Origin of the sequence: Pseudonocardia ailaonensis, assembly GCF_039531635.1 — a bacterium.
GTDB classification, from domain to species: Bacteria; Actinomycetota; Actinomycetes; order Mycobacteriales; family Pseudonocardiaceae; genus Pseudonocardia; species Pseudonocardia ailaonensis.
In genome coordinates this window covers 175,607-198,351 of record NZ_BAAAQK010000007.1, presented here as the reverse complement: position 1 = coordinate 198,351, position 22,745 = coordinate 175,607, and the positions used below count along the sequence as shown (strand labels likewise).

Sequence of the window (22,745 nt, the reverse complement as noted above, 5' to 3'; positions counted from 1 at the left end):
GTCAGATCGCGCCCGCCTCCTCGTCGCTGCCGCCGCCGCGGAGCGGGAGGTCGCCGAACACCGCCGGCGGCTCGCGCCACGGGTCCCGCGCGCCCTCCTGCACGGCCCGCCACACCCGCTCCGGTGTGCACGGCAGGTCGATGTGCTTCACGCCGAAGGGCCGCAGCGCGTCGACGATCGCGTTCTGCACCGCCGGCGTGGAGCCGATGGTGGCCGACTCGCCGATCCCCTTGGCGCCCAGCACGTTCATGTGCGTCGGCGTCTCGGTGGTGACGGCCTCGAACGGGAACAGGTCCGCCGCGGTGGGGATGTGGTAGTCCGCGAGCGTGGCCGTCGTGGGGTTGCCGTCCGCGTCGAACAGCACCTCCTCGAACAGCGCCTGCGCCACGCCCTGGGCCAGCCCACCGTGCTGCTGGCCCTCCACGAGCAGCGGGTTCAGGATCCGCCCGCAGTCGTCCACCGCGATGTGCCGGCGCGGCGTGACCCGCCCGGTCTCGGTGTCCACCTCGACGACGGACAGGTGCGCGCCGAAGGGGAAGGTCGCGCCGGACTGCTTCTCGTCGATCCCGGCGAAGATCTCGCCCTCGGTGAGCACCTGCTCCCAGGTCACCGTGGCGCTCGGGACCCCGGCGACACCGAAGGCGCCGTCGTCGGTCAGCGCCACGTCGTCCGGGTCGGCCTCGAGCAGCGCCGCCGCCCGCGCCGTGGCCTGGGTGAGCACGTCGTCCGCCGCGACCCGCACGGCCGAGCCGCCCATCTGCAGCGACCGGGACCCGCCGGTGCCGCCGCCGCGGGGGACTGTCGCCGTGTCGGACTGCTCGTAGGTGATCCTGTCCATGGGGATGCCGAGCCGGTCCGACACGAGCATGGCGAACGACGTCGCGTGGCCCTGCCCGTGCGCGGACGTGCCGGCCTGCACCGTGGCGGTGCCGTCGGGGTGCACCCGCACGGAGCCGTACTCGCTGCCCCCGCCGCCGGCCGTGATCTCGACGTAGACGGCCAGGCCGATGCCCAGCTGCACGGGATCGCCGGACTCGCGGCGCGCGGCCTGCTCCTCGCGGAGCTTGTCGTAGTCGCCCAGGCGCAGGGCCTCGCGCAGCGGCAGGTCGTAGTCCCCGACGTCGTACTGCGCGCCGACGGGCGTCGTGTGCGTCTCGGTGAACGGGGCGAGGAAGTTCTTGCGGCGGAACTCGACCGGGTCCATGCCGAGCTCGGCCGCGGCCAGGTCGACGAGCCGCTCCAGGTGCGCCGCGGCCTCCGGGCGACCGGCGCCGCGGAAGGCGCCCATCGGCGTCGTGTTCGTCATCGCGGAGACGACGTCGTACCCGACCTTCTCGATGTCGTAGACGCCCGGCGCCATCGTGTAGGTCTGGTGGATCGGCAGGGCACCGCCGAAGCCGGAGTAGGCGCCCGAGTCACCGATCACGCGGCAGCGCAGGCCGGTCATCCGGCCCTCGCGGGTCAGGCCCAGCTCGTAGTAGGCGACCTGGCCGCGGCTGTGCGGCATGGACTGCAGGTTCTCGGAGCGGGTCTCCACCCACGCGACGGGACGGCCGAGCGCCCGCGCCGCCCCGATCGTCGCCGTGTGCTCGGCGATCAGGCCGGCCTTGCCGCCGAAACCGCCCCCGACGTGCGGCGCGATCACCCGGGCCTGGTCCTGCTCGAGGCCGAAGATGCCGCAGAGCTGGTTGCGGAAGCCGTGCGGCATCTGGGTGGAGACGTGCACGGTGAGCGGGAAGTCCGTGTCGTCGCCGGTGGTCGGGTCGGCGAGGATCGCGTTGCCCTCCAGGGACACCACCGCGAGCCGCTGGTTCACCATCCGCGCCCGGACGACGACCTCGGCGCCCTCCAGGGCCGCGGCGGAGTCCCGTACCCGCATCCCGCCCGCGACGTTCGACCCCAGCTCCGGGAACGCGAGCTCGGCGTCCGGCGCCAGGGCCTGCTCCATGTCGACGACGGCGGGCAGCGGGTCGTAGTCGACCTCCACCAGCTCGGTGGCGTCGACCGCGGCGGCGCGGCTGGTCGCGACGACGAGCGCGACGCACTCCCCCACGAACCGCACCCGGTCCGTGGCGAGCGGGGGCCTGGGCGTCCCGGGGTTGAGCGCCATCAGGCCGTGGTGGGCCGGCAGGTCGAGATCGGCGGCGGTGAACACCGCGACGACCCCCTCGGCCGCCTTCGCCTCCGCCGTGTCGACACCCGTGACGAGCGCGTGCGCGAGGGGGGAACGGACGAACGCCGCATGCAGGACATCGGACCGACCGGCGACGATGTTCCCGACGTAGGTGGTGGCTCCGGTGAGCAGGTCGGGGTCCTCGACCCGGCGCACCGCGGTCCCCAGGATGGATCCAGGCATGGGCCCACCCTACGACTCCGCGGCGGTTTCCGGAGGCTCCTCCGGAGATAGTTGGCCAGGGAACAATTGACGTGGGCCGAGCCGTCCGGAACGCTGGACCTCTCCCCGAAACCTCCGCGCCGGCGGCTCCGTGCTGATCGGACAGCCGTGCGGCGCGCGCCGAGGGGGGCCGGACCGGACGGGGGCCGGTCCGGCTCCCCGACCAACGTCACGTTCCCGCCGTGGGGTGTCCACCCGGGGACCGGGGGTAGCGTTCGGCCATGCCCGAGTTCCACCACACCGACGTGCTTCCGCTCGGGGACGACCGCACCGAGTACCGCCGGCTCGACCTTCCCGCGGGGAAGATCGTGGAGTCTGCGTCGTTCCCGGGTCGGACGTTCCTCGAGGTCGAGCCCACCACGATCACCGCCCTCGTCCGCGAGTCGGTGAAGGACATCCAGCACTACCTGCGCCCCTCGCACCTGGCCCAGCTCCGCGCGATCGTCGACGATCCCGAGGCCTCCGGCAACGACCGCTTCGTCGCGACGGACCTGCTGCGCAACGCCTGCGTCTCCGCCGGCGGGGTGCTGCCGATGTGCCAGGACACCGGCACCGCGATCGTCGTCGGCAAGAAGACCGAGACCGTCCTGACCGGCGGGAACGACGAGGAGTCCGTCTCCCGCGGGGTCTTCCAGGCCTACGACGAGCTCAACCTGCGCTACTCGCAGATGGCGCCGATCACCTTCTGGGACGAGCGCAACTCCGGCACCAACCTGCCCGCCCAGGTCGAGCTCTACTCGGTCCCCGGTCAGCAGCCCAAGTACGAGTTCCTGGTGATGGCCAAGGGCGGCGGCTCGGCCAACAAGTCCTTCCTCTACCAGGAGACCAAGGCGCTGCTGAACCCGAAGCGGCTCGCCTCCTTCCTGGACGAGAAGCTCCGTTCGCTCGGCACCGCCGCGTGCCCGCCCTACCACCTGGCGATCGTCGTCGGGGGCATGTCGGCGGAGTACGCGCTCAAGGTGGCCAAGCTCGCCTCGGCGCGCTACCTCGACACCCTCCCCACCGAGGGGTCGGCGCTCGGGCACGCGATCCGCGATCCCGAGCTCGAGCAGCAGGTCCTGGAGCTCACCCGCAACTTCGGCATCGGCGCGCAGTTCGGCGGCAAGTACTTCTGCCACGACGTCCGGGTGATCCGGCTGCCCCGGCACGGCGCCTCGCTGCCCGTCGCCGTCGCCGTCTCGTGCTCGGCGGACCGGCAGGCCAAGGCCAAGATCACCGCGGACGGCGTGTTCCTGGAGCAGCTCGAGCGGGACCCGGCGCAGTACCTGCCGGAGGTGACCGACGAGCAGCTCGCCGCGGACGCCGACGTGGTGAAGGTCGACCTGACCCGCCCGATGTCGGAGATCCGCGCGCTGCTCTCGCAGCTGCCGGTGAAGACCCGGGTGTCGCTCACCGGGCCGCTGGTCGTCGCCCGGGACATCGCGCACGCGAAGATCGCCGAGCGGCTCGACGCGGGCGAGCCCATGCCGCAGTACCTGAAGGACCACCCCGTCTACTACGCCGGGCCGGCGAAGACCCCCGAGGGCTACGCGTCGGGATCCTTCGGGCCGACGACGGCGGGCCGCATGGACTCCTACGTGAAGCAGTTCCAGGAGGCCGGCGGCTCGATGGTCATGCTGGCCAAGGGGAACCGGTCGCAGCAGGTCACGGACTCGTGCGCCGCGAACGGCGGGTTCTACCTGGGCTCGATCGGCGGCCCCGCGGCCCGGCTCGCCCAGGACTGCATCCGCAAGGTCGACGTCCTGGAGTACCCGGAGCTCGGCATGGAAGCGGTCTGGAAGATCGAGGTCGAGGACTTCCCCGCCTTCGTCGTGGTCGACGACAAGGGCAACGACTTCTTCTCGGAGACGAGCCGACCGACCCTGCAGGTCACCTTCCGCACCTGAGGCACCCACCCCGATTTCGCGTTATGGAACCATAACGCGAAATCGGGGGTCGATTTTATGCGTTATGGAACCATAATGCGGGTTTCGGGCTCGAAAGCGCGCGTTATGGAACCATAATGCGGGGTCAGCGGAGGCGGCGGGGGGCGTCGGGGGCGTCGCGCGTCGGCGGGGGGCCGAGGACGACCCTGGCGCCGGTGACGAAGGCGCCCTCCGGGGAGGCCAGGACGGGGTCGACGGCGAGGGAGCGGACCTCGGGCAGCTCCTCGACCATCGCGCCGATCCGCAGCGCCAGGTCCTCGAGCGCGTCGAGGCGCACCGGCTCCGAGCCGCGGTAACCGGTGAGCAGCGGGGCCGCGCGGGGCGCGCGGATCAGGGCCGCCGCGTCGTCCCTGGACAGCGGCAGCACCCGGAACGCCCGGTCGTCGAGCAGCTGGGTGGCCATCCCGGAGATGCCGAACGACAGCAGCGAGCCGAACGACGGGTCCTCCGCCACCTCCAGCACGCAGGAGATGCCCTTGGGGGCCATGCGCTGCACGTAGACCTCGTCCTTGCCGGTCACCCGCTCCACGTCCGCGAACGCGCGGCGCACCGCGGCCGCCGAGCCCAGATCCAGCCGCACCCCGACCAGGTCCGTGCGGTGCCGCCAGCGGTCCCCGACGGCCTTGATCGCGATCGGGTAGCCCAGCTCGTCCGCCGCCGCGGCCGCCTCCTCCGCACCCCGGACCCGGCGGAACGCGGTGACCTCGACCCCGAAGCACTCCAGCAGCCGCACGGCCTCGTCGTCGGTGAGGACGCGCTCCCGCTCCGCGGCGGCCCAGCCCCGGACCAGCGAGCGCGCCCGCTCGACGTCCAGGCCCTCGGGCGGCACGAAGTCGCCCAGCGGCTGCGCCCGCCACGCCGCGTACCGCGCGACCCGCGACAGTGCCTGCACCGCGCGCTCCGGGCTCGCGTACGAGGGCACCGACCCCGGCCCGGGCGTCCCGTCGGGCAATGGCACGGCCAGCTCCGCGGGCACACCCTCGACCGCGAGGAACACCGCCACGACCGGTTTGCCGGAGTCCGCGACCGTCTCCCGCAGCACGCGGGCGTACTCGGTGCCGGGGGTCGCGATCGGCGGCACGAACACGACGACCGCCGAGTCCGCCTCCGCCTCTCCCCCGGCCTCCAGCGCCGACCGCACCGCGTGGGCGAAGGCCTCCGGGCTCGCCGTCACCCCGACGTCCACCGGATCGCCCGCGCCGACCATGCCCTCGTCGAGCAGGGAGTCCGTGACCAGCACGTTCAGCGCGGACGAGTTGCCGACGACGGCGACGCGGCGGCCCTGCGGCATCGGCTGGTAGGCCAGGAGCAGAGCGGTGTCGAACAGCTGCGCGATGGTGTCGACGCGGATCACACCGGACTGCTCGAACAGCGCCCGGACGCTGGCCTCGTCGATCGGGACCGCGGCCTCGCGGATCCGCGACGGCGCGGTGTTGCGGCCGCTCTTCACCGCCACCACCGGCTTGGTCCGCGCCAGCCGCCGGGCGAGCCGGCCGAACTTGCGCGGGTTGCCGAAGGTCTCCAGGTAGAGCAGCACGACGTCCGTCTCGGCGTCCGTCTGCCAGTACTGCAGCAGGTCGTTGGCCGAGACGTCGGCACGGTTCCCGGCGCTCACGAAGGTCGACAGGCCCAGCCCGCGGTTCTTCGCCGTCGCGAGGATCGCGGTGCCCAGCGCGCCGGACTGGCAGAAGAAGCCCAGCCGCCCGCGGGCCGGCAGGTCCGGGGCCAGCGTGGCGTTGAGCCGCACGGCGTCGTCGAGGTTCGCCACACCGAGCGCGTTCGGCCCGATCACGCGCATGCCGTGGGCGCGGGCCTCGGTGACCAGCCGGCGCTCGGCGCTGCTGCCGTCGCCGCCGGCGTCGGCGAACCCGGCACTGACCACGACCAGCGCCTTGACGCCCTTCTCCAGACAGGAGTCCATGACGTCGTCCACCCCCGCGGCCGGGATGGCGACGACGGCGAGGTCCACCGGGTCCGGGATGTCCGTGACGGAGGCGTAGGCGCGCACCCCGCGCACCGAGCGGGCGTCGGCGTTGACCGGGTAGACGGGCCCGGTGAAGTTGGCGCGCAACAGGTTCGCCAGCACGGCGTGCCCGATCTTCGCCGGGTCCGTGGACGCACCGATCACCGCGACGGAGGTCGGGTGCAGCACGTTCGCCACGCTGCGCGCCTCCGCCGCCTGCTCGCGGGAGTCCCGCACGGCGATCGAGCGCTCGGTGGGGTCGATGTCGAACTCCAGGTGCAGCACGCCCTCGGCGAAGGCGCGGCGGACCTGGTAGCCGGCCTCGCGGAAGACCCGGACCATCTGGTGGTTCTCCACCAGGACCTCGGCCTCGAAGTGCGACAGCCCGTTCTCCCGGGCCGCGGCCGCCAGGTGCTCCAGGAGGATCGAGCCGAGCCCGCGGCCCTGGTGGTCGTCCCGCACGACGAACGCGACCTCGGCCGACGCGACGGGCGCGTCCGGCGTCCCCGGGTCGGAGAGGCCCTCGTAGCGGCCCACGGCGATGATCTCGTCCCCGAGCAGCGCGAGGATCGCCACCCGCTTGTGGTGGTCGACCGTCACGAACCGCTCGAGGTCGCGCGGGGGGATCCGCGGGTAGGGGCCGAAGTAGCGCAGGTAGCGGGTGCGGTCGGAGAGCTGCTTGTGGAAGTCGAGGAGGGCGTCCGCGTCCGAGGGCAGGATCGGGCGCAGGTGCACGATCCGGCCGTCGGAGGCGACGATGTCCGCCTCCCAGTGCCGGGGGTAGGGCGGGTCGGCTCCCGGGCGCTCGGCGCGCGGGCCGTCGGGGGTCGGGCCGGTCGGGCTCGTCGGGCTGGTCACGGGGTGGTCCCTGTGCTGGTGGGGATCTCGGACATGGCTCAGTCCCGCGGGTCGTCGGGGTCCAGGCCGTGCAGCGGGAAGACCGCCCGGCGAGTGTCCAGGACGGCGCCGTCGACCCGGTCGGTCACGCCGTCGCCCCACGGCGTCCACGCCGGGTCGGCGTCGTCCGTCATCGCGACGGGCAGCGGGCGCCGGGTGAGCGTGGTGGCGTGGGAGATCCAGCTCGCGGGCAGGGGCGTCGCCGGCTCGAGGTCGCGGTCCAGCGCGGTGGCGAGCAGGTGCGTCCAGGCCCGCGGCACCACCCGGAACAGCGCGTACCCGCCGCCGCCGAGGATCAGCCACTTCCCGCCCGACGTGCGCTCGGCCAGCTCGCGCATGGCCCGGTAGGTGGCGCGCTGCCCGTCGACGGACAGCTCCAGGTTCGCCAGCGGGTCCTCGGAGTGGGCGTCCGCCCCGCACTCGCTGACGAGGATCTGCGGGCGGAACTCGTCGAGCAACGACGGGACCACGGCGTGGAAGGCCCGCTGCCAGCCCGCGTCGCCGGTGCCGGGGGGCAGCGGGATGTTCACCGAGTAGCCCTCGCCGCGGCCCTTGCCCAGCTCGGCGGGCCAGCCGGTGCCCGGCCAGAGGGTGAGGGGGTGCTGGTGCAGGGAGACGGTCATGACGCGGGGATCGTCGTAGAACATCGTCTGCACGCCGTCGCCGTGGTGGACGTCGACGTCGACGTACGCGATCCGCTCGTAGCCCTGCTCCAGCAGCCAGGCGATCGCGACCGCGCAGTCGTTGTACACGCAGAAGCCCGCCGCCCGGCCCGGCATGGCGTGGTGCAGCCCGCCCGCGATGTTCACCGCCCGGTCCGCGCGGCCCTCCGCGATCTCCCGCGCCGCCCGCAAGGAGCCCCCGCAGATCAGCGCGCTCGCCTCGTGCATCCCGAAGAAGATCGGGTTGTCGTCCGTGCCGAGCCCGTGCCCGACGTCGAACGGCATCTCCGGCGCGGACCGCACCGCCGACAGGTAGCCCGGCTCGTGCACCCGCAGCAGGTCCTCCTCCGTCGCGGGCTCCGGCTCCACCGTCTCGACGCCGTCGAGAACCCCCAGCTCGGTGGCCAGCCGCATGGTCAGGTCGAGCCGCACGGGGTTCAGCGGATGGTCGTCCGAGAGCTGGTAGCGGAGGAACTCCGGGGTCCAGACGACGGAGGTGCGCGGGCTCATGAGGCGGACCGTAGGCGAATCGCCGGGCCTCGGCCACGGCCCGGGGCCCGGGTCACTGGGTGCCTCCTCGCGGGGTGCCTGCTCCCGGGGTGCCGGCCGTCCCGGGCTCCGGACCGGTCGCGGCGGGTCGCCCCGGGTCGGAGGACCAGTCCGACCACGAGCCCGCGTAGAGCGCTGCCGGGTGCTCCGGTGTCGTCAGCCCGGCGACCTCGAGCGCCAGCACGACCGACGAGGCGGTGACGCCGGACCCGCAGTAGGCGCCGACCCCTGCCCCGCCTGCGGCCCCGCCGGCTCCCGGCCCCGCGCCTGCCCCCTCCGCGGCGGCCCCGTCGGCGGCTGCCCCGTCCACGCCGAGGGCGCGGAAGCGCGCGGCCAGGTCGGCGGGGGCGAGCCAGCGTCCGTCCGGTCCGACGTGCTCGGCGGAGGGCGCGCTGACGGCTCCGGGGACGTGCCCGGCACGGGGGTCCACGGGCTCGGTCTCACCGCGGTAGCGGGCCCCGGCGCGGGCGTCGAGCAGCACCCCGCCCGCAGCCAGCGCCGCAGCGCCGTCGGCGTCGAGGACGGGCATGGAGCCGGCCGCGGGCAGGCCGGCCGTGCTCACGGGACCCGAGGTCTCCCCCTGCTCCTCGGGCCGGCCCTCGGCCCGCCAGGCCGCCCACCCGCCGTCGAGCACCGCAACCCGGTCCGCGGGCAGGCCCGCCCAGCGCAGCAGCCACCAGGCTCGGGCGGCCACGGACCCGTCCGCGTCGTCGTAGGCCACGACCCGCGACTGCGCATCGATGCCGCACCGCGCCAGGAGCGCCCCGAGCCGTTCGGCCGACGGCAGCGGATGCCGGCCGCCCGCCCCCCCGGGCACGGTCGGCCCGGCGAGCTCGGTGTCGAGGTCGACGAACAGCGCGCCCGGCACATGCCCGGCCAGGTGGTCCGCCCGCCCGGGCGGCCCGCCCAGCCGCCACCGGACGTCGAGCACCACCGGCGGGAGCTCGTCACCGAGGGCCGCGGCCAGATCACCCGGAGCGATCAGCGGAGCGCGCCATCCCGCCTCCCCACCTCCTGCGCCGACACCCGTCACGTTCTGCTGCACACCGTTCACCACGCCACCCATCCTGCACGGCTATCCTGGCTGCCGGGATCGCGCGCGATCCCTCCCGTGCACCCTCCCACCGCGCCGCACCGGACACCGACCAGGTCCGGGGGCACGCCGGCACGCTGCAGCGATGCCGCGTGGACGGGCGCCGCTAAACTGGTCCGACGAACGAAGGGGCCGGCCGTGAACGATCTCATCGACACCACCGAGATGTACCTCCGGACGATCTACGAGCTCGAGGAGGAGGGCGTCGTCCCGCTCCGGGCCCGGATCGCCGAGCGCCTCGGGCAGAGTGGGCCGACCGTCAGCCAGACCGTGGCCCGGATGGAGCGCGACGGGCTCGTGGTCGTGGCCGGGGACCGTCATCTCGAGCTCACGGACGACGGGCGCACCCGCGCCGTCGCCGTCATGCGCAAGCACCGCCTCGCGGAGCGGCTGCTGATCGACGTCATCGGCCTCGAGTGGGAACTGGTGCACGCCGAGGCCTGCCGCTGGGAGCACGTCATGAGCGACGCCGTCGAGCGCAAGCTCGTCGCGCTGCTCGACGACCCGCAGGTCTCCCCGTACGGCAACCCGATCCCCGGCCTGGACGAGCTGGCCGCGGACCCGGAGGACGAGTCCGCCCGGATCGCCGGGCCGCCCAGCCTCGAGGTCGGGCTGCAGCGGCTCGACGAGTTCGCCCGTCGCGGTGGCGGCCGCGTCGAGGTGCGCCGCATCGCCGAGCACGTCCAGGTCGACCCGGACCTGATGGGCGAGCTGAAGCTGGCCGGCATCGTGCCCGGCAAGGACGTCGAGGTCGGCTCGATCCCGCGCTTCGGCGACGCCGTGCCCGTGACCGAGGACGGCGAGCGGTCCACGGTCGCCCCCCTGATCGCCCACGCGGTCCTGGTCCGCCCCGTCTGATCCCGGCCGGCCGGCCGCGCCCGGGGGTGGGCGATCCGGCCGGGCCGCGGTCGTGAGAACGTCTCCGCCGAGACACCCGGGCCATGGCCCGGCCGCGCCCGGACGGGCGCGCCGGCACGGCGGTCACGGGCCGTGAACCGGAGGAGGACCTCGTGAAGCTGCTCGTCACCGGCGGCGCGGGCTATGTCGGCAGCGTCAACGCGGCGCACCTGCTGGAGGCGGGGCACGAGGTCGTCGTGCTCGACGACCTGTCCACGGGTCACGCGGACGCGGTGCCCGAGGGCGCCCGGTTCGTCGAGGGTGAGCTCTCCGAGGCCGCCGGGCCGCTGCTGGCCGAGGGCTTCGACGGGGTGCTGCACTTCGCGGCGCGCTCGCTGGTCGGCGAGTCCGTGGAGAAGCCGCAGCTGTACTGGGAGAACAACGTCGTCCGGACCTTCCGGCTGCTGGAGGCGATCCGCGAGCACGGCACCCCGCGCCTGGTGTTCTCCTCCACCGCCGCGGTGTACGGCGAGCCCGAGGAGGTGCCGATCCGCGAGGACGCGCCGACCCGGCCCACGAACCCCTACGGCGCCAGCAAGCTCGCCATCGACACCATGATCACCTCGTACGCGCACGCGTTCGGGCTGGCCGCGGTGAGCCTGCGGTACTTCAACGTGGCCGGTGCGCACGGCCGCTTCGGTGAGCGGCACGCCGTGGAGACCCATCTCATCCCGATCGTGCTGCAGGTCGCCGGCGGGACCCGCGAGTCCGTGGCGATGTACGGCGACGACTGGGACACCCCGGACGGCACCTGCCTGCGGGACTACATCCACGTGGACGACCTGGCCGACGCCCACCTGCTGGCGCTCACCAAGGCCGAGCCGGGCCGGCACGCGATCTACAACCTGGGCAGCGGCAACGGGTTCTCGGTCCGCGAGGTCGTGGAGGCCTGCCGCGAGGTCACCGGGCACCCGATCCCCGCCGTCGTCGCCCCGCGCCGCGCCGGCGACCCGGCCGTGCTGATCGCCTCGAGCGAGCGGGCCCGCACCGAGCTCGGCTGGAACCCCTCCCGCACGGCCCTGACCACCATGGTCGGGGACGCCTGGGAGTTCACCCGCGGCACCCGCGTCTGACCGGACCTCACGGCCGCCGGCGCTTCCCGGGCGCCGGCGGACGAGCTCGCCGACCGCGCGCCGGAGCCGGCGGGCCCCGGCCGGGACGGCCCGGGGCAGACCGACCGCGGGCACCCCGGTCACGCCTCCTCGATCCACGCCCGGACCTCGGCGGGCCCCCAGCCCGCGTCGATCGCCACGATCAGGCTCGACGCGAGCAGGTGCCCGGGCCAGACCTCGTGGGCGCGGGTGAGGGCGATCGTGGCGAGCGCCCCGTCGCCACGCAGGATCGCGCACACCGCCAGGTACGCCGCGGGATCGGCGGCCGCGCGCCCCGGGCAGGCCCGGGCGAGCGCCGCCCACAGCTGCTCCGCGGCCGCGGCCCGCGGGCCGGCGCAGGTGTTCAGGGCGATCTCACGGAACGAGGGCTCGTCGAACGCCGACGCCATCCCCTCGGCCAGCTCGGGACCGACGAGCAGCCGGCCGGCCTCGGCGTCGTCGAGCGCCTCCTGCAGCATCCGCCGCCGCGCCTCCCGCCCGGCCGAGCCGGTCCGCCTCGCACCGCCACGCACCGAGCCCGCATGCGCCGAGCCCGCACGTGCCGAGCCGCGGGGCGCCGAGCCGGCCCGTGCCGAGCCGGCCTGCACCGAGCCGGTTCCGTCCGACCCGGCGCTCCTCGACCACACCCGGCCCGAGCCCGCCGCGGGCAGCACCTGCCGCTCCAGCTCCTCCCTCGACCCGTACACCACGGCACCCCGCGACACCGCCGTGGCGGCGAGCACCGTGGACGACGGATCCGGCAGCAGGCCGGAGCAGCCACACCCCGCCGCCGGGTAGCAGCACCAGTTCGCGCCCTCCTCGGTCGCCGCCACCCAGGCGACCGTGTGGACCCCCACTCCCCGTTCCCGCAGCGCGGCCCCCGCGGCGGCGGCCACGTCGCCCCGCGGCGGGACCCCGCCGGCCGCCGTTCCCCCACCCACCACGATCACGGCCGCGCCGGACAGCTCCTGCCGGCACAGCGAGCGCGCCGCCATGTCACAGAACTCCCCGATCTCCCCGGGCGGCGGCAGGTCCGCCCGCAGCACCAGGCCGACCCGACGCCCGCCCGGTCCACCGGTCGCGACCAGCACCAGCGAGTCCCGGGGCCGGAACCCCAGCAGCACCGGGACCGCGGCGAGCAGGCCCTCGGTCCCCACGCGGAGCGCGGGATCGGAGGCGGGGACGGGAGGCAGGAAGGGCAGGGAACTCATGGGGCACAGCCTCATCCGGCCCGCCGACATCCCGGAAGGGCGACTTCCGGGGCCTGTGGACAACCGGCCGGGAACACCCCGATAACAGCGTCACAGAACGGAGTGGGGACAACTCCGCCCTCGGCCGTCGCGAACCGGACGGACTGTCGTCCCCCAGATGTAACGTCCGCCGGTTGCCCCCGCCACGCCACCCCGGGAGGCTGTCCCGGGACAGGCGGACACGCGAAGGGGGCGGTCGGTGTACGACTACGACCTGCTGGTGATCGGCTCCGGGCCGGGCGGCCAGAAGGCGGCGATCGCCGCCGCGAAGCTCGGCAAGCGCGTCGCCGTGGCGGAGCGCCGCGACATGATGGGCGGCGTCTGCGTGAACACGGGCACCATCCCGTCGAAGACGCTGCGCGAGGCCGTCCTCTACCTCACCGGGTTCGCCCAGCGGGAGATGTACGGCGCGAGCTACCGGGTCAAGTCCGAGATCACCATCGCGGACCTGCTCGCCCGCTGCCAGCACGTGGTCGGCCGCGAGGTCGAGATCATCCGCAACCAGCTGGTGCGCAACCACGTCGACATCATCGGCGGCACGGCGCACTTCGAGGACCCGCACACCGTCACCGTGGTGGGCTCCGAGCGCGGCGACCACGTCACCGTCACCGCCGAGTTCATCGTGATCGCCACCGGCACCCGCCCGGCGCGCCCGCCGGAGGTCGAGTTCGACGACGAGCACCACCACGTCATCGACTCCGACGCCGTCATGCACCTCCAGCGGGTGCCGACGTCCATGGTCGTGGTCGGCGCCGGTGTCATCGGCATCGAGTACGCCTCGATGTTCGCGGCCGTGGGCACCAAGGTCACGGTCGTCGAGAAGCGGCCGGCCATGCTCGACTTCTGTGATCCCGAGGTGGTCGAGTCGCTCAAGTTCCACCTCCGCGACCAGGGCGTCTCGTTCCGCTTCGGCGAGGAGGTCGCGCGGGTCGAGAACACCAGCAAGGGCACGATCACCACGCTGGCCAGCGGGAAGAAGATCCCCGCGGACATGGTGATGTACTCGGCCGGCCGCCAGGGCGTCACCGACGCCCTCGCCCTGGACAAGGCGAACCTGACGGCGGACGGACGCGGCCGGATCGCCGTCGACGCCCACTACCGGACCGAGGTCGAGCACATCTACGCCGTCGGCGACGTCATCGGCTTCCCCGCGCTGGCCGCCACGAGCATGGACCAGGGCCGCCTCGCCGCGAACCACGCCTTCGGCGAGCCCGCGCGCGAGCTGCACGGACTGCAGCCCATCGGCATCTACACCGTGCCGGAGATCTCGTACTGCGGGAAGACCGAGGCCGAGCTGACCGGCACGGCCACCCCGTACGAGGTGGGCATCTCCCGGTATCGCGAGCTGGCGCGCGGCGCGATCGTCGGGGACTCCTACGGCATGCTCAAGCTGCTGGTCTCCACCGAGGACCGCACGCTGCTCGGGGTACACGTCTTCGGCACGAACGCCACGGACCTCGTGCACATCGGGCAGGCGATCATGGGCTGCGGCGGCACGGTCGACTACCTCGTCGACACGGTCCTGAACTACCCGACCCTGTCGGAGGCCTACAAGGTCGCCGCCCTCGACGTCACCAACAAGATCCGGGCGCTGGAGGCCTACCGGTAGCTCAGGTGTAGCCGATCCCCCGCTGGTCCAGCCACGGCTTCGGGTTGATCTTCGCCCCGCCCGGCGTGATCACCTCGATGTGCAGGTGCGGCCCCGTGGACTCGCCACGGTTGCCGACCTCGGCGATGACCTGCCCGGTCTGCACGCGCTGCCCGACGCTCACGAGCGACCGGTTGATGTGCCCGTAGACCGTGATCGTGCCGTCGTCGTGCTGCACGCGGACCCACAGCCCGAAACCGCTGGCCGGCCCGGAGCTGATCACGGTGCCGCCGAGCGGGACGTGGATCGGGGTGCCGATCGGCGCCGCGATGTCCAGCCCCATGTGCGACGTGCCGCCGCGGGCGCCGAAACCGGACGTGACCCGTCCGACCAGCATCTGGATGCCGCCGGCCGCGCTCGCGGAGGCGCCGACCCTCGCCAGTTCCTCCTTCTTGCGCGCCGCCTCGGCCTCCGCTGCCCGCGTCGCGGCCAGTGCGTCCGCGGCGGCCTTCTCGGCGGCCGCCGCGGCCGCGGCGTGCAGGTCTGCGGCCTTGGTCACCGACGCGACCTCGGGCACGGCGCCGACGGCGATCTGCGCGCCGGAGACCGCCGGAGCCACCGGTGCGACCGCGACGCGGACCTTGCGGTCCCCCAGGTCGGCGACCGCGCGGTCGGCGGGGTCCGCGACGACGTGGGCTGCGCCGGCGGTCAGCTCGACGAGGCCGGCGTGCAGCGCGTTCGAGCTCTGCGCGGGGAGCGCGCCGGACCAGGCCGCCTGGCCGGCCGCGGCGACGGCGCCGCCGAGGACGGCCACCGCGGCCATCCGCGCGGGGAGCGGGAGCTCGGTGAGCATGCCGACCGAAGGGAGCCGGGGCAGCGAGGGGAACGAGAGGACGGGGTCCGGATCGGCGCGCAGTCCGCCGGTCCCCGCTGCCGCCGCGGGGGCGGCGAACAGCGGGGACCCGACGATCGCGCGACGGCCCCGGGGGGAGCGATGCCGTGCCACGATCTTCCTTCCGGATCGTGACGGCGGCCGGACATCCGGTGGGGGGCCGGGACGGACCGCCTCGGGGGTGGCGGTCCGGCGTCCTGTTCGTGACCTCGTCGTGATCCGGCGACGACGTTAGCGAGGATCCGAGGAGCCGGAACCCCGAGGTTGCGTTCGGGGGGTCCACCGGACGGAAGCGGGCGGCAAGCGGCAACGGGCGGCGTGTCGGCGAAACACGCCGCGTCGTTCGCCCGCCGTTCACCGCACGGAACAGCACTGTGACGTGCCGGTCGTCGCCATCCGGAGTCCGATCACGACGGAGCGTGAGACCTGTGGGACCGGTCACGCGCCCGCCTGCGGCCAACGGCGTTTCCCCATGATCGGGAACGAACCACCCGCTCGGCGTCAAGCCGGACGGCGGTGTCCCCCACCGCACCCGGGATGGCTGGATGGTGGGGTGCCGAGACCGTTCCTGCGCGCGCCGGTCCCCGTGCTCGCGATCCTCGTCCTGCTCGTCGGCGCGCTCCTGGCGGGCGCCGGGACCGCGGCCGCCGCCACCGGGCCGAGGTACGTCGCCCTCGGCGACTCCTACGCGGCCGGCGTCGGCGCCCCTCCCGACCCGGCGTCGGGTGCGTGCCTGCGCAGCCCGGCCGGCTACCCGGCGGTGCTCGCCGCGCGCGTCGACGCGTCGGCCTTCACCTCGGTGGCCTGCAGCGGTGCCACCACGGCCCAGGTGCTGCGCCATCAGATCGGCGCGGTCACCCGTGACACCCGGCTCGTCACGATCACCGTCGGCGGCAACGACACCGGATTCGTCCCCGTCCTCGCCCGCTGCTCGACGGCCGCGACGGACTCCGGCTGCGACCAGGCGGTGACGGCCGGGGAGCGGGTCGCGAGGTACGTCCTGCCCTCGGCGCTGGCGCTGGTGTACGGCGCGGTCCGGTGGCGCGCCCCGCAGGCGAAGGTCCTGGTGCTGGGCTATCCGCACCTGTTCGACGAGAACGCGACCTGCGGCACCCCCCTGGTCCCGGATGCCGCCCGCCGCGCCCGGATCAACGCGGGCGCGGACGTCCTGAACGCGGCGATCGCCGACAGCGCCCGACGCTGGGGCGCCACGTTCGTCGACGTCCGGCCCGCCTTCACCGGCCACGGGATCTGCGGCGCGGATCCCTGGCTGACCCCGCCGGGCTCGCCCGCGGCCTACCACCCGACGCCCACGGGCTATGCCCTCGGCTACGTCCCCGCAGCCCAGGGCCGTGCCTGACGACTCAGACGGTCAGGACGAGCTTGCCGAGGGTGTGGCCCTGCTCGCCGAGACGGTGGGCGTCCGCGGCCCGGTCGAGGGGGAAGGTGTCCGCGACGAGGACCCGCAGGCGGCCCTCGGCGTGGAGCGCGAGCAGCTCGGAGAGGCCGCCGCCGGCCGGGTCCACCAGCGCCCCGCTGGCCCGGACCCCGCGGGCGGATGCCGCCTCGAGCGCCGCGTCGGCCGCGACGGTCGGGAGGCAGATCAGCAGGCCGCCGGGCTTCACCAGGCCGAGCGAGCGGACGGCCGTCTCGCCGCCGACCAGGTCGTACACGAGATCGACCGGCGCGATCGCCTCCTCGAAGGGATGCGCGGTGTAGTCCACGACCTCGTCACAGCCGAGCGAGCGCAGCAGCCCGAGCCGCGGGCCCGAGGCCGTGCCGATCACGTGCGCGCCGAGGGCCTTCGCGATCTGCACGGCGAGGTGCCCGACCCCGCCGGCCGCCGCGTGGACCAGCACCCGCTGACCGGCCCGCAGGTTCCCGACGTCGACCAGGCTCTGCCACGCTGTCATGCCCGCCAGCGGCAGCGCCCCCGCCTCGACGACCGGCAGGTCGTCCGGCCGGGCGCGGAAGTGGCCGGCCGGGGCGGTGACGTACTCCGCGTAGGCACCGTCCGGGCTCGGGAACCGGGCCATGCCCAGCACCGGGTCGCCGACCGACAGGCCCTCCGCGCCGGGGCCGAGCGCGTCGACCACACCCGCGACGTCCCACCCGACCACGAACGGACCGGTGAAGTTCCGTGCCGGTCCCCCACCCGACCGCGTCTTCCAGTCGATCGGGTTCACCCCGGCGGCCTGCACCCGGACCCGGACCTCGCCGGGGCCGGGCTCGGGAGTGGGGATGTCGGTGGGCCGGAGCACCTCGGGCCCACCGGGGGCCTGGCAGACGATCGCGCGCACGCCTGCTGTCTACACCGGCGGCCCCGGGTTCGACACCCGTGGATCCGCGGCCGGCGCTGTTATCGTCATCGGCAGGTATCGGCGGCACCGGCGAGGCCATTGCTCCGCGGTCGCCGAGGAGACCCTCGGGGTTTCGGACGCGGTGGCTCGGCGGAGCGCCGCCCAGTTCCGGAACGGGGCGGCGTCGGGCATCACTGCCGAGTCGACTGCCGTTGCGAGGGGAGAAGCAATGGGTGCGAAAGAGGGTGCGAACACCGCGCTGATGCGGCGTTGGTACGACGAGATGTGGGCGGAGATGAATTTCGCGCTCATTCCCGAGCTCGCCGGTCCGATCTATGTCCGCCACCATTCGCGCGGCGCGACCGATCCGATCCGGGCGGAGGACTACGCGCGGATCGCCGCCGCGGGCGCGCCGGGCACGGCGGTCACGGACTTCGCCTATCGCCTGGTCGCGGACGGGGACCATGTCGGCTCGATCGGCCGCATGGAGTTCGACACCGGTGTCCAGTGGGACTGGGTGCAGTTGTTCCGCATCGAGGACGGGCGGATCGTGGAGACCTGGCTCCCCGGCATGGGCGGTAACAGCCCCCGTGTCTATCCGAATGCCGACGCGGCCTGGACCGGTGCGGAGGTCCCCGAGAGCACCGGTGCGGCGACCGGCACCAAGGCGGTCCTCGCCCGCTGGTACGACGAGATGTGGGCGAAATGCGCTTTCGACCTCGTTCCGGCCATCGCCGGACCGGTGTACCTCCGGCACGACATGAGCGGCGCAGCCAATCCCCTGACGAGTGAGCAGTATCGCGATGCGCTCACACGCGTCGGCGCCGACTGGGAGATCAGCGACTTCCGCTACTTCCTCATCGGACAGGACGATCTCGTGATCGCCACCGCCTCCTGGACAATGGGCAAGGGGCGTCAGTGGGACTGGGTGCAGGCCTTCCGCATCGCGGACGGCCGGATGGTCGAGACCTGGCTACCGGCCCTGGGCGGCACGGACCCGATGATCCGCCACAGCCCGGACACCCGCTGGCCGCGGGAGGTCATCCCCGCGCCCTTCCACGCACCGCGCCCCGCATGACGGCCTGCCGGCTGCGGGAGGCTCTCGGCCGGGCTCCGGGTCAGACGAGCTCGCCGTCGACGACGTCCGGGGCCCCGGCCCGCTGCCACTCGAGGTAGCGCTGGGTCTCCACCAGCAGCGCGCCGCCCAGCCAGAGGGCGACCACACCGTCGTCGAGCAGCCCGAACACCGAGAGGAAGGCCTCGGGCACCAGGTCGATCGGCGACACCAGGTACGCGACGGCGAGGACCAGCATCGCGAGCCGGCCACGGGTGAGCGCGGGGTAGCGCCCGCTCACCGCGCCCAGCGCCATCCGCGGGAGGGCCCGCGCACGGTCCGCCAGGCCCGGCGAACCGGGACGGCGGCCCTGCACGAGCGCGCGGCCGAGGACCAGGAAGGCGGCCCGCCGTCCGGGGCGGGCGGAAAAGGTCGTCACGTCCGGTTCAACGCCGAGCCGGCCGGGCGCGTTCCCCGCAGCAATGTGCCCAGCGGCACCAGCAGCAGCGTCGCCGCGACCGAGCCGAGCAGCACCATGATCGCCCCGACGGCCCAGAGCCCGGAGTCGTCCGCCGTGCGGGCGCTCACCGCCCAGGCGACCGTGAAGGCGAGCGGCGCGACGACGATGACGACGGGCCCGGGCAGCCACCGCGGCGCGAGCACGGTGAGGGCGACCGCGCAGGCCAGCGCCCCGGCGACCTGCCAGGGGGCGTGGGCCGCTCCGACTCCCCCGGTCCAGACCAGCCAGCTCGCCGCCACCAGCAGGGCGAGGACCAGGCCGCCGAGCAGGCGGGCGCCACCACGCAACACTCCGGTTCCGTCCATACGGAGAACCCTGACGGAGGACGTGCCCGGGCACCCCCGTAGTTCTGCGGAGCGTCAGCGGTTCAGGCGCCGGCGGTCGCCCCGGCCCGCGACGGACCACACCACGACCCCGGCGAAGACGACGGCGCCGACGACGAGTGCCCAGGCCAGGAACTGGAACACGGCCCCGACCAGCGAGAACGCGAGGACCACCAGCAGCAGCGCGCCCACCACCCGCAGCATCGGCCCTCCGCTCGCCCTCGACCCCGCCCAGGGTCTCATGAAACGGACGAACAGGACCAGCAGGACGCACTGCCGTGATCCGGGCCATACCCGGAGGTGTGACGCGGCGCGTACCGACCATCGCCGGGGTCCCATCAATATGTGATCGGCATCACAGAACTGACCTTTGCATCGCCGATGCATAGCGATATATCGTGATGGCACACGAGCTGATGAGATGGCTCGAACCAGATCCAAGGAGACAGACATGACTTCCCACAACCCTGCATGGGATCCCCGCGCCGCCCTGCGCGACGCGATGGCAGAAGGCTTCGGCGGCGAGTTCCGCGGTTTCGGTCCGCGCGGCCCCCGTGGCCCGCGCGGCGGCGGCTGGGGCGGACGACGGGGGCGACCCCCGTTCGCACCGGAACGACCCGACATCACCGTGAACGTCGGCATGGACGGCGGAGACGGCGGCCCGGACGAGCGCGGCGCCGAGCACCCGCGCGGCGGCCGCCGCGGACGGCCCTTCCCGGGCGGCCCCTTCGGCGGTCCGGGCGGACCGGGTGGCCCCTTCGGGCCCGGCGGGCCGTTCGGGCCCGGTGGTCCCCGCGGCCGCGGCTTCGGCGGCCCGCGCGGCGGGCGGCGCGGCCGGCGCACCAACCGCGGTGACGTCCGGCTGGCCGTCCTCGCCCTGGTCGCGGAGCAGCCGCGGCACGGCTACGAGATCATCCAGGAGATCGCCGACCGCTCCGGTGGCCGCTGGCGGCCGAGCCCCGGCTCGGTCTACCCGACGCTGTCCCAGCTCGAGGACGAGGGCCTGGTCCGCGTGGAGCAGACCGACGGCCGCCGGGTCGTCCAGCTCACCGAGGCGGGCACCACGTACGTCGAGGAGCACCGCGAGGAGCTCGACAAGGTCTGGGCCTCGTTCGACGGCGACGGCGAGGACGGCCCCGAGGTCGCCCTCTGGGAGCAGCTCGGCCAGCTCCACGCCGCCGCGCAGCAGGTGATGGCCGCCGGCAACGCCGAGCAGATCGCGAACGCGACGGAGGCCCTCACCGAGGCCCGCAAGACGATCTACCGCTTGCTCGCGGAGTAGCCGCCGGATGAGCGAACGGCGCTCTCGTTCACACCTGGTGAGCGAACGTGCCGCTCGCTCCACCGGCACCCCGCGGCCGCCCTGCGGCACGCTGCGGAACCCCCGACGCACGAACGGGCCGTTCGCTCACATCTGGTGAGCGAGCGGCCCGTTCGCCGTGTCCGGGGTCAGCAGTCGCGCAGCTCCGGGGACTGGTTCAGGACCTGGCCGCGGGGCGAGACGAACTCGCGGTAGATCTCGGAGCCGACCGCCGCGGGGGCGAAGGCCGCGACCCGGTGGCAGTTCTGGAAGGCCAGGACCACGCCGAAGTGCCGCTCCAGCGCACCCCGGATCGAGGTGCTCGCCAGCGCCCGCAGCAGCTGGCCCCGCTCCTGCTCCGAGGGCGGCGGGACCTCGTGCTCGCCGAACGGCCTGGTGCCGTCCTGGTCCGCGGCGGCGAGCGAGACGACCTCCCAGGCGTACGGCAGGGAGTCACGGACGACGGCGAGGAACTGTGCGTCGTCCATCTCGCGGCGCTGCGCGGCCTCGAGGACGGCGGTGGGGACGTCGAGGGACATGGATGTGTGCCTTTCTGCTTGTCGACCGGGACGGTGGGGACCGCTCCAGGGAGCGTCTGACGGACCCCCGCCGGCCCGCGACGCCCCAGGCGGACGCCCCGCGGCGTTGGCGACAGGCCCGAATACGCCCGGTATGAGGGCCCGGCGCCGCCTTGCGGGGCATCCACCTGGAACGCCGCGGACTCGACGGCGACCCGTCAGACACTCCCTAGCGGGCGTACGCGCTCACCGGGGGGATCTGGTTGTCCGCGTGGGGCGCCCAGGCCCGCACGTTGCGGAGATGGAACTCGACCGTGTCGCGGTGGTAGGCCTCCCAGTCGCGGGTGCGGGCGTCGAGCTCGGCGACGACCCGGTTCAGGACGGCGCGGTTGGCCGGCTCCAGCTCGGCCAGCGGCCGCACCGAGCCGCGCTCCGCGGCCCGGATCCACGGCGACTGGGACAGGCAGCCGATCAGCGACTCCCCCACCTGCTCGCGGAGCCAGGCGACGTCGTCGTCACCGCTGATCTTGTTGCCGAGCACGCGCAGGGCGACGCCGTGGGTCGCGGCGTGCTCGGCGTACTGCTCGTACACGCCCACGCCGCGGCGGGTCGGCTCGCACACCAGCACCGTGAGGTCGAAGCGGGTGAACAGGCCGGAGGCGAAGGCGTCCGCGCCCGCGGTCATGTCGACCGCCACGTACTCCCCCGGCCCGTCGACGAGGTGGTTGAGGTAGAGCTCCACCGCGCCCGTCTTCGAGTGATAGCAGGACACGCCGATGTCGGCCTCGTCGAACGAGCCCGTCACCAGGTACGGGACACCGCCGCCCGCCCCGGCGAAGCGCTGCAGCAGCTCCCCGGCGGGGTCGAGGCCCAGCAGCCGCGAGCCGGGACCGGGCGGCGATGTCTTGATCATGACGTCCGCGCTCGGCAGCAGCGGATTGTCCGCGCGCAGGTGGTCCTTCAGCCAGGTCAGGTCGCCGCCGAGCGCACGCGGCGGAGGTGCGTCCGGGTCGGCGCCGAGCGCGACCCCGAGGTGCTGGTTGATGTCGGCGTCGATCGCGAGGACCCGCGCGCCCCGCTTCGCGACCGTCCGCGCGAACAACGCCGCCGTGGTCGTCTTCCCGCTGCCGCCCTTGCCGACGAACGCGATCCGCACGTCGTCTCCTCTCCTTGTCGACCACGGTAACGATAACGATGTTCACTAACGGGTGATCAGGGTGGTCGGCGAATTCGCGCCGGAGGGGAACCAGCCGGGCGTACCGTTCGTCCAACGGAGGAAAGAAGAGGAGGCCCGACGATGGTGCTCAAGGTGCTCGGAGCCGCACTGCTGATCTTCCTGGCGCTCTCGCTGGTCGGGGCCGTGTTCAAGTTCCTCGGCGCCGCGCTCGTGATCGGGGCGATCGTCCTCGTCGGGGCCGCGGGGTACTCCGCGCTCAAGGGGGCCAAGCGCAAGCAGCTGCCGTGATTCGCCGGAGATGCCCGGAAAGGGCCTGATCAACCGGGTCGTCGTCGGCCCGGCGGGGGTTCT

20 protein-coding genes are annotated in these 22,745 nt (G+C 74.0%); 8 read left to right on the top strand and 12 right to left on the bottom strand.

Annotation, left to right across the window (positions count from 1 at the left end; translation table 11 throughout):
* Nucleotide 1 precedes the first annotated feature (1 nt).
* Complete coding sequence (locus ABD324_RS15645; protein WP_344417160.1) at nt 2-2,356, bottom strand: xanthine dehydrogenase family protein molybdopterin-binding subunit; 2,355 nt, start codon at nt 2,354-2,356, stop codon at nt 2-4.
* A gap of 260 nt (nt 2,357-2,616) precedes the next feature.
* On the opposite strand from ABD324_RS15645, the gene ABD324_RS15640 reads away from it, so the two are divergent.
* Nucleotides 2,617-4,281, top strand: coding sequence for a fumarate hydratase (locus ABD324_RS15640; RefSeq protein WP_344417156.1), 1,665 nt, complete (start codon nt 2,617-2,619; stop codon nt 4,279-4,281).
* A 124-nt stretch (nt 4,282-4,405) separates the two neighbouring features.
* Here the strand turns inward: ABD324_RS15640 and ABD324_RS15635 are convergent, their stop codons facing one another.
* The 3 genes from ABD324_RS15635 to ABD324_RS15625 are packed head-to-tail and all read right to left on the bottom strand — an operon-like array spanning nt 4,406 to nt 9,424.
* Complete coding sequence (locus tag ABD324_RS15635) at nt 4,406-7,141, bottom strand: bifunctional acetate--CoA ligase family protein/GNAT family N-acetyltransferase (RefSeq protein ID WP_425565856.1); 2,736 nt, start codon at nt 7,139-7,141, stop codon at nt 4,406-4,408.
* A gap of 38 nt (nt 7,142-7,179) precedes the next feature.
* Nucleotides 7,180-8,352: an acetoin utilization protein AcuC gene (locus tag ABD324_RS15630; RefSeq protein ID WP_344417154.1), complete on the bottom strand. Its 1,173-nt coding sequence runs from the start codon at nt 8,350-8,352 to the stop codon at nt 7,180-7,182.
* A 52-nt stretch (nt 8,353-8,404) separates the two neighbouring features.
* Nucleotides 8,405-9,424 (bottom strand): sulfurtransferase, encoded by a 1,020-nt coding sequence (locus ABD324_RS15625; RefSeq protein ID WP_425565861.1) that lies wholly within the window; start codon nt 9,422-9,424, stop codon nt 8,405-8,407.
* A 198-nt stretch (nt 9,425-9,622) separates the two neighbouring features.
* On the opposite strand from ABD324_RS15625, the gene ABD324_RS15620 reads away from it, so the two are divergent.
* Both ABD324_RS15620 and galE read left to right on the top strand, forming a co-directional pair.
* The gene (locus ABD324_RS15620; protein ID WP_344417152.1) at nt 9,623-10,342 is read left to right on the top strand and encodes an iron-dependent transcriptional repressor DtxR; all 720 of its coding nucleotides are present in this window, start codon (nt 9,623-9,625) and stop codon (nt 10,340-10,342) included.
* Nucleotides 10,343-10,494: 152 nt separating this feature from the next.
* Complete coding sequence (gene galE, locus ABD324_RS15615) at nt 10,495-11,454, top strand: UDP-glucose 4-epimerase GalE (RefSeq protein ID WP_344417150.1); 960 nt, start codon at nt 10,495-10,497, stop codon at nt 11,452-11,454.
* 119 nt (nt 11,455-11,573) lie between these two features.
* Here galE and ABD324_RS15610 read toward each other — a convergent pair whose 3' ends face one another.
* Nucleotides 11,574-12,683 carry a DUF4192 domain-containing protein gene (locus ABD324_RS15610; RefSeq protein ID WP_344417148.1) on the bottom strand — a complete coding sequence of 370 codons (1,110 nt, stop codon included), beginning with the start codon at nt 12,681-12,683 and terminating at the stop codon, nt 11,574-11,576.
* A 238-nt stretch (nt 12,684-12,921) separates the two neighbouring features.
* On the opposite strand from ABD324_RS15610, the gene sthA reads away from it, so the two are divergent.
* Nucleotides 12,922-14,331: a Si-specific NAD(P)(+) transhydrogenase gene (gene sthA / locus ABD324_RS15605; RefSeq protein WP_344417147.1), complete on the top strand. Its 1,410-nt coding sequence runs from the start codon at nt 12,922-12,924 to the stop codon at nt 14,329-14,331.
* 1 nt (nt 14,332) lies between these two features.
* On the opposite strand, the gene ABD324_RS15600 is transcribed toward sthA, so the two are convergent.
* Nucleotides 14,333-15,316, bottom strand: a complete 984-nt coding sequence (locus tag ABD324_RS15600; protein WP_344417146.1) for a M23 family metallopeptidase — start codon at nt 15,314-15,316, stop codon at nt 14,333-14,335.
* Between the two features lie 439 nt (nt 15,317-15,755).
* On the opposite strand from ABD324_RS15600, the gene ABD324_RS15595 reads away from it, so the two are divergent.
* Nucleotides 15,756-16,562, top strand: coding sequence for an SGNH/GDSL hydrolase family protein (locus tag ABD324_RS15595; protein ID WP_344417145.1), 807 nt, complete (start codon nt 15,756-15,758; stop codon nt 16,560-16,562).
* Nucleotides 16,563-16,566: 4 nt separating this feature from the next.
* Here ABD324_RS15595 and ABD324_RS15590 read toward each other — a convergent pair whose 3' ends face one another.
* Nucleotides 16,567-17,502, bottom strand: coding sequence for an NADP-dependent oxidoreductase (locus ABD324_RS15590; RefSeq protein ID WP_344417144.1), 936 nt, complete (start codon nt 17,500-17,502; stop codon nt 16,567-16,569).
* A 142-nt stretch (nt 17,503-17,644) separates the two neighbouring features.
* Between ABD324_RS15590 and ABD324_RS15585 the strand changes: the two genes are divergently transcribed.
* On the top strand, nt 17,645-18,580 hold the full coding sequence (locus ABD324_RS15585) for a nuclear transport factor 2 family protein (protein WP_344417142.1): 936 nt from the start codon (nt 17,645-17,647) through the stop codon (nt 18,578-18,580).
* 40 nt (nt 18,581-18,620) lie between these two features.
* On the opposite strand, the gene ABD324_RS15580 is transcribed toward ABD324_RS15585, so the two are convergent.
* Genes ABD324_RS15580 through ABD324_RS15570 form a run of 3 tightly spaced genes read right to left on the bottom strand, consistent with a single transcriptional unit; the run spans nt 18,621 to nt 19,603 of the window.
* Nucleotides 18,621-18,995 carry a YkvA family protein gene (locus ABD324_RS15580; protein WP_344417139.1) on the bottom strand — a complete coding sequence of 125 codons (375 nt, stop codon included), beginning with the start codon at nt 18,993-18,995 and terminating at the stop codon, nt 18,621-18,623.
* Nucleotides 18,992-19,381: a hypothetical protein gene (locus ABD324_RS15575; RefSeq protein ID WP_344417137.1), complete on the bottom strand. Its 390-nt coding sequence runs from the start codon at nt 19,379-19,381 to the stop codon at nt 18,992-18,994. Before ABD324_RS15575 ends, ABD324_RS15580 begins: the two co-directional genes overlap by 4 nt.
* 54 nt (nt 19,382-19,435) lie before the next feature.
* The gene (locus ABD324_RS15570; RefSeq protein WP_344417135.1) at nt 19,436-19,603 is read right to left on the bottom strand and encodes a hypothetical protein; all 168 of its coding nucleotides are present in this window, start codon (nt 19,601-19,603) and stop codon (nt 19,436-19,438) included.
* A 247-nt stretch (nt 19,604-19,850) separates the two neighbouring features.
* Here ABD324_RS15570 and ABD324_RS15565 point away from each other — a divergent pair, with 247 nt between their 5' ends.
* Nucleotides 19,851-20,681: a PadR family transcriptional regulator gene (locus ABD324_RS15565; protein WP_344417132.1), complete on the top strand. Its 831-nt coding sequence runs from the start codon at nt 19,851-19,853 to the stop codon at nt 20,679-20,681.
* Between the two features lie 167 nt (nt 20,682-20,848).
* On the opposite strand, the gene ABD324_RS15560 is transcribed toward ABD324_RS15565, so the two are convergent.
* Nucleotides 20,849-21,238: an SCO5389 family protein gene (locus ABD324_RS15560; RefSeq protein WP_344417130.1), complete on the bottom strand. Its 390-nt coding sequence runs from the start codon at nt 21,236-21,238 to the stop codon at nt 20,849-20,851.
* 208 nt (nt 21,239-21,446) lie between these two features.
* The gene (locus tag ABD324_RS15555; protein WP_344417127.1) at nt 21,447-22,373 is read right to left on the bottom strand and encodes an ATP-binding protein; all 927 of its coding nucleotides are present in this window, start codon (nt 22,371-22,373) and stop codon (nt 21,447-21,449) included.
* Between the two features lie 141 nt (nt 22,374-22,514).
* Here ABD324_RS15555 and ABD324_RS15550 point away from each other — a divergent pair, with 141 nt between their 5' ends.
* Nucleotides 22,515-22,682, top strand: a complete 168-nt coding sequence (locus ABD324_RS15550) for a hypothetical protein (RefSeq protein WP_344417124.1) — start codon at nt 22,515-22,517, stop codon at nt 22,680-22,682.
* The last annotated feature ends 63 nt before the right edge of the window (nt 22,683-22,745 follow it).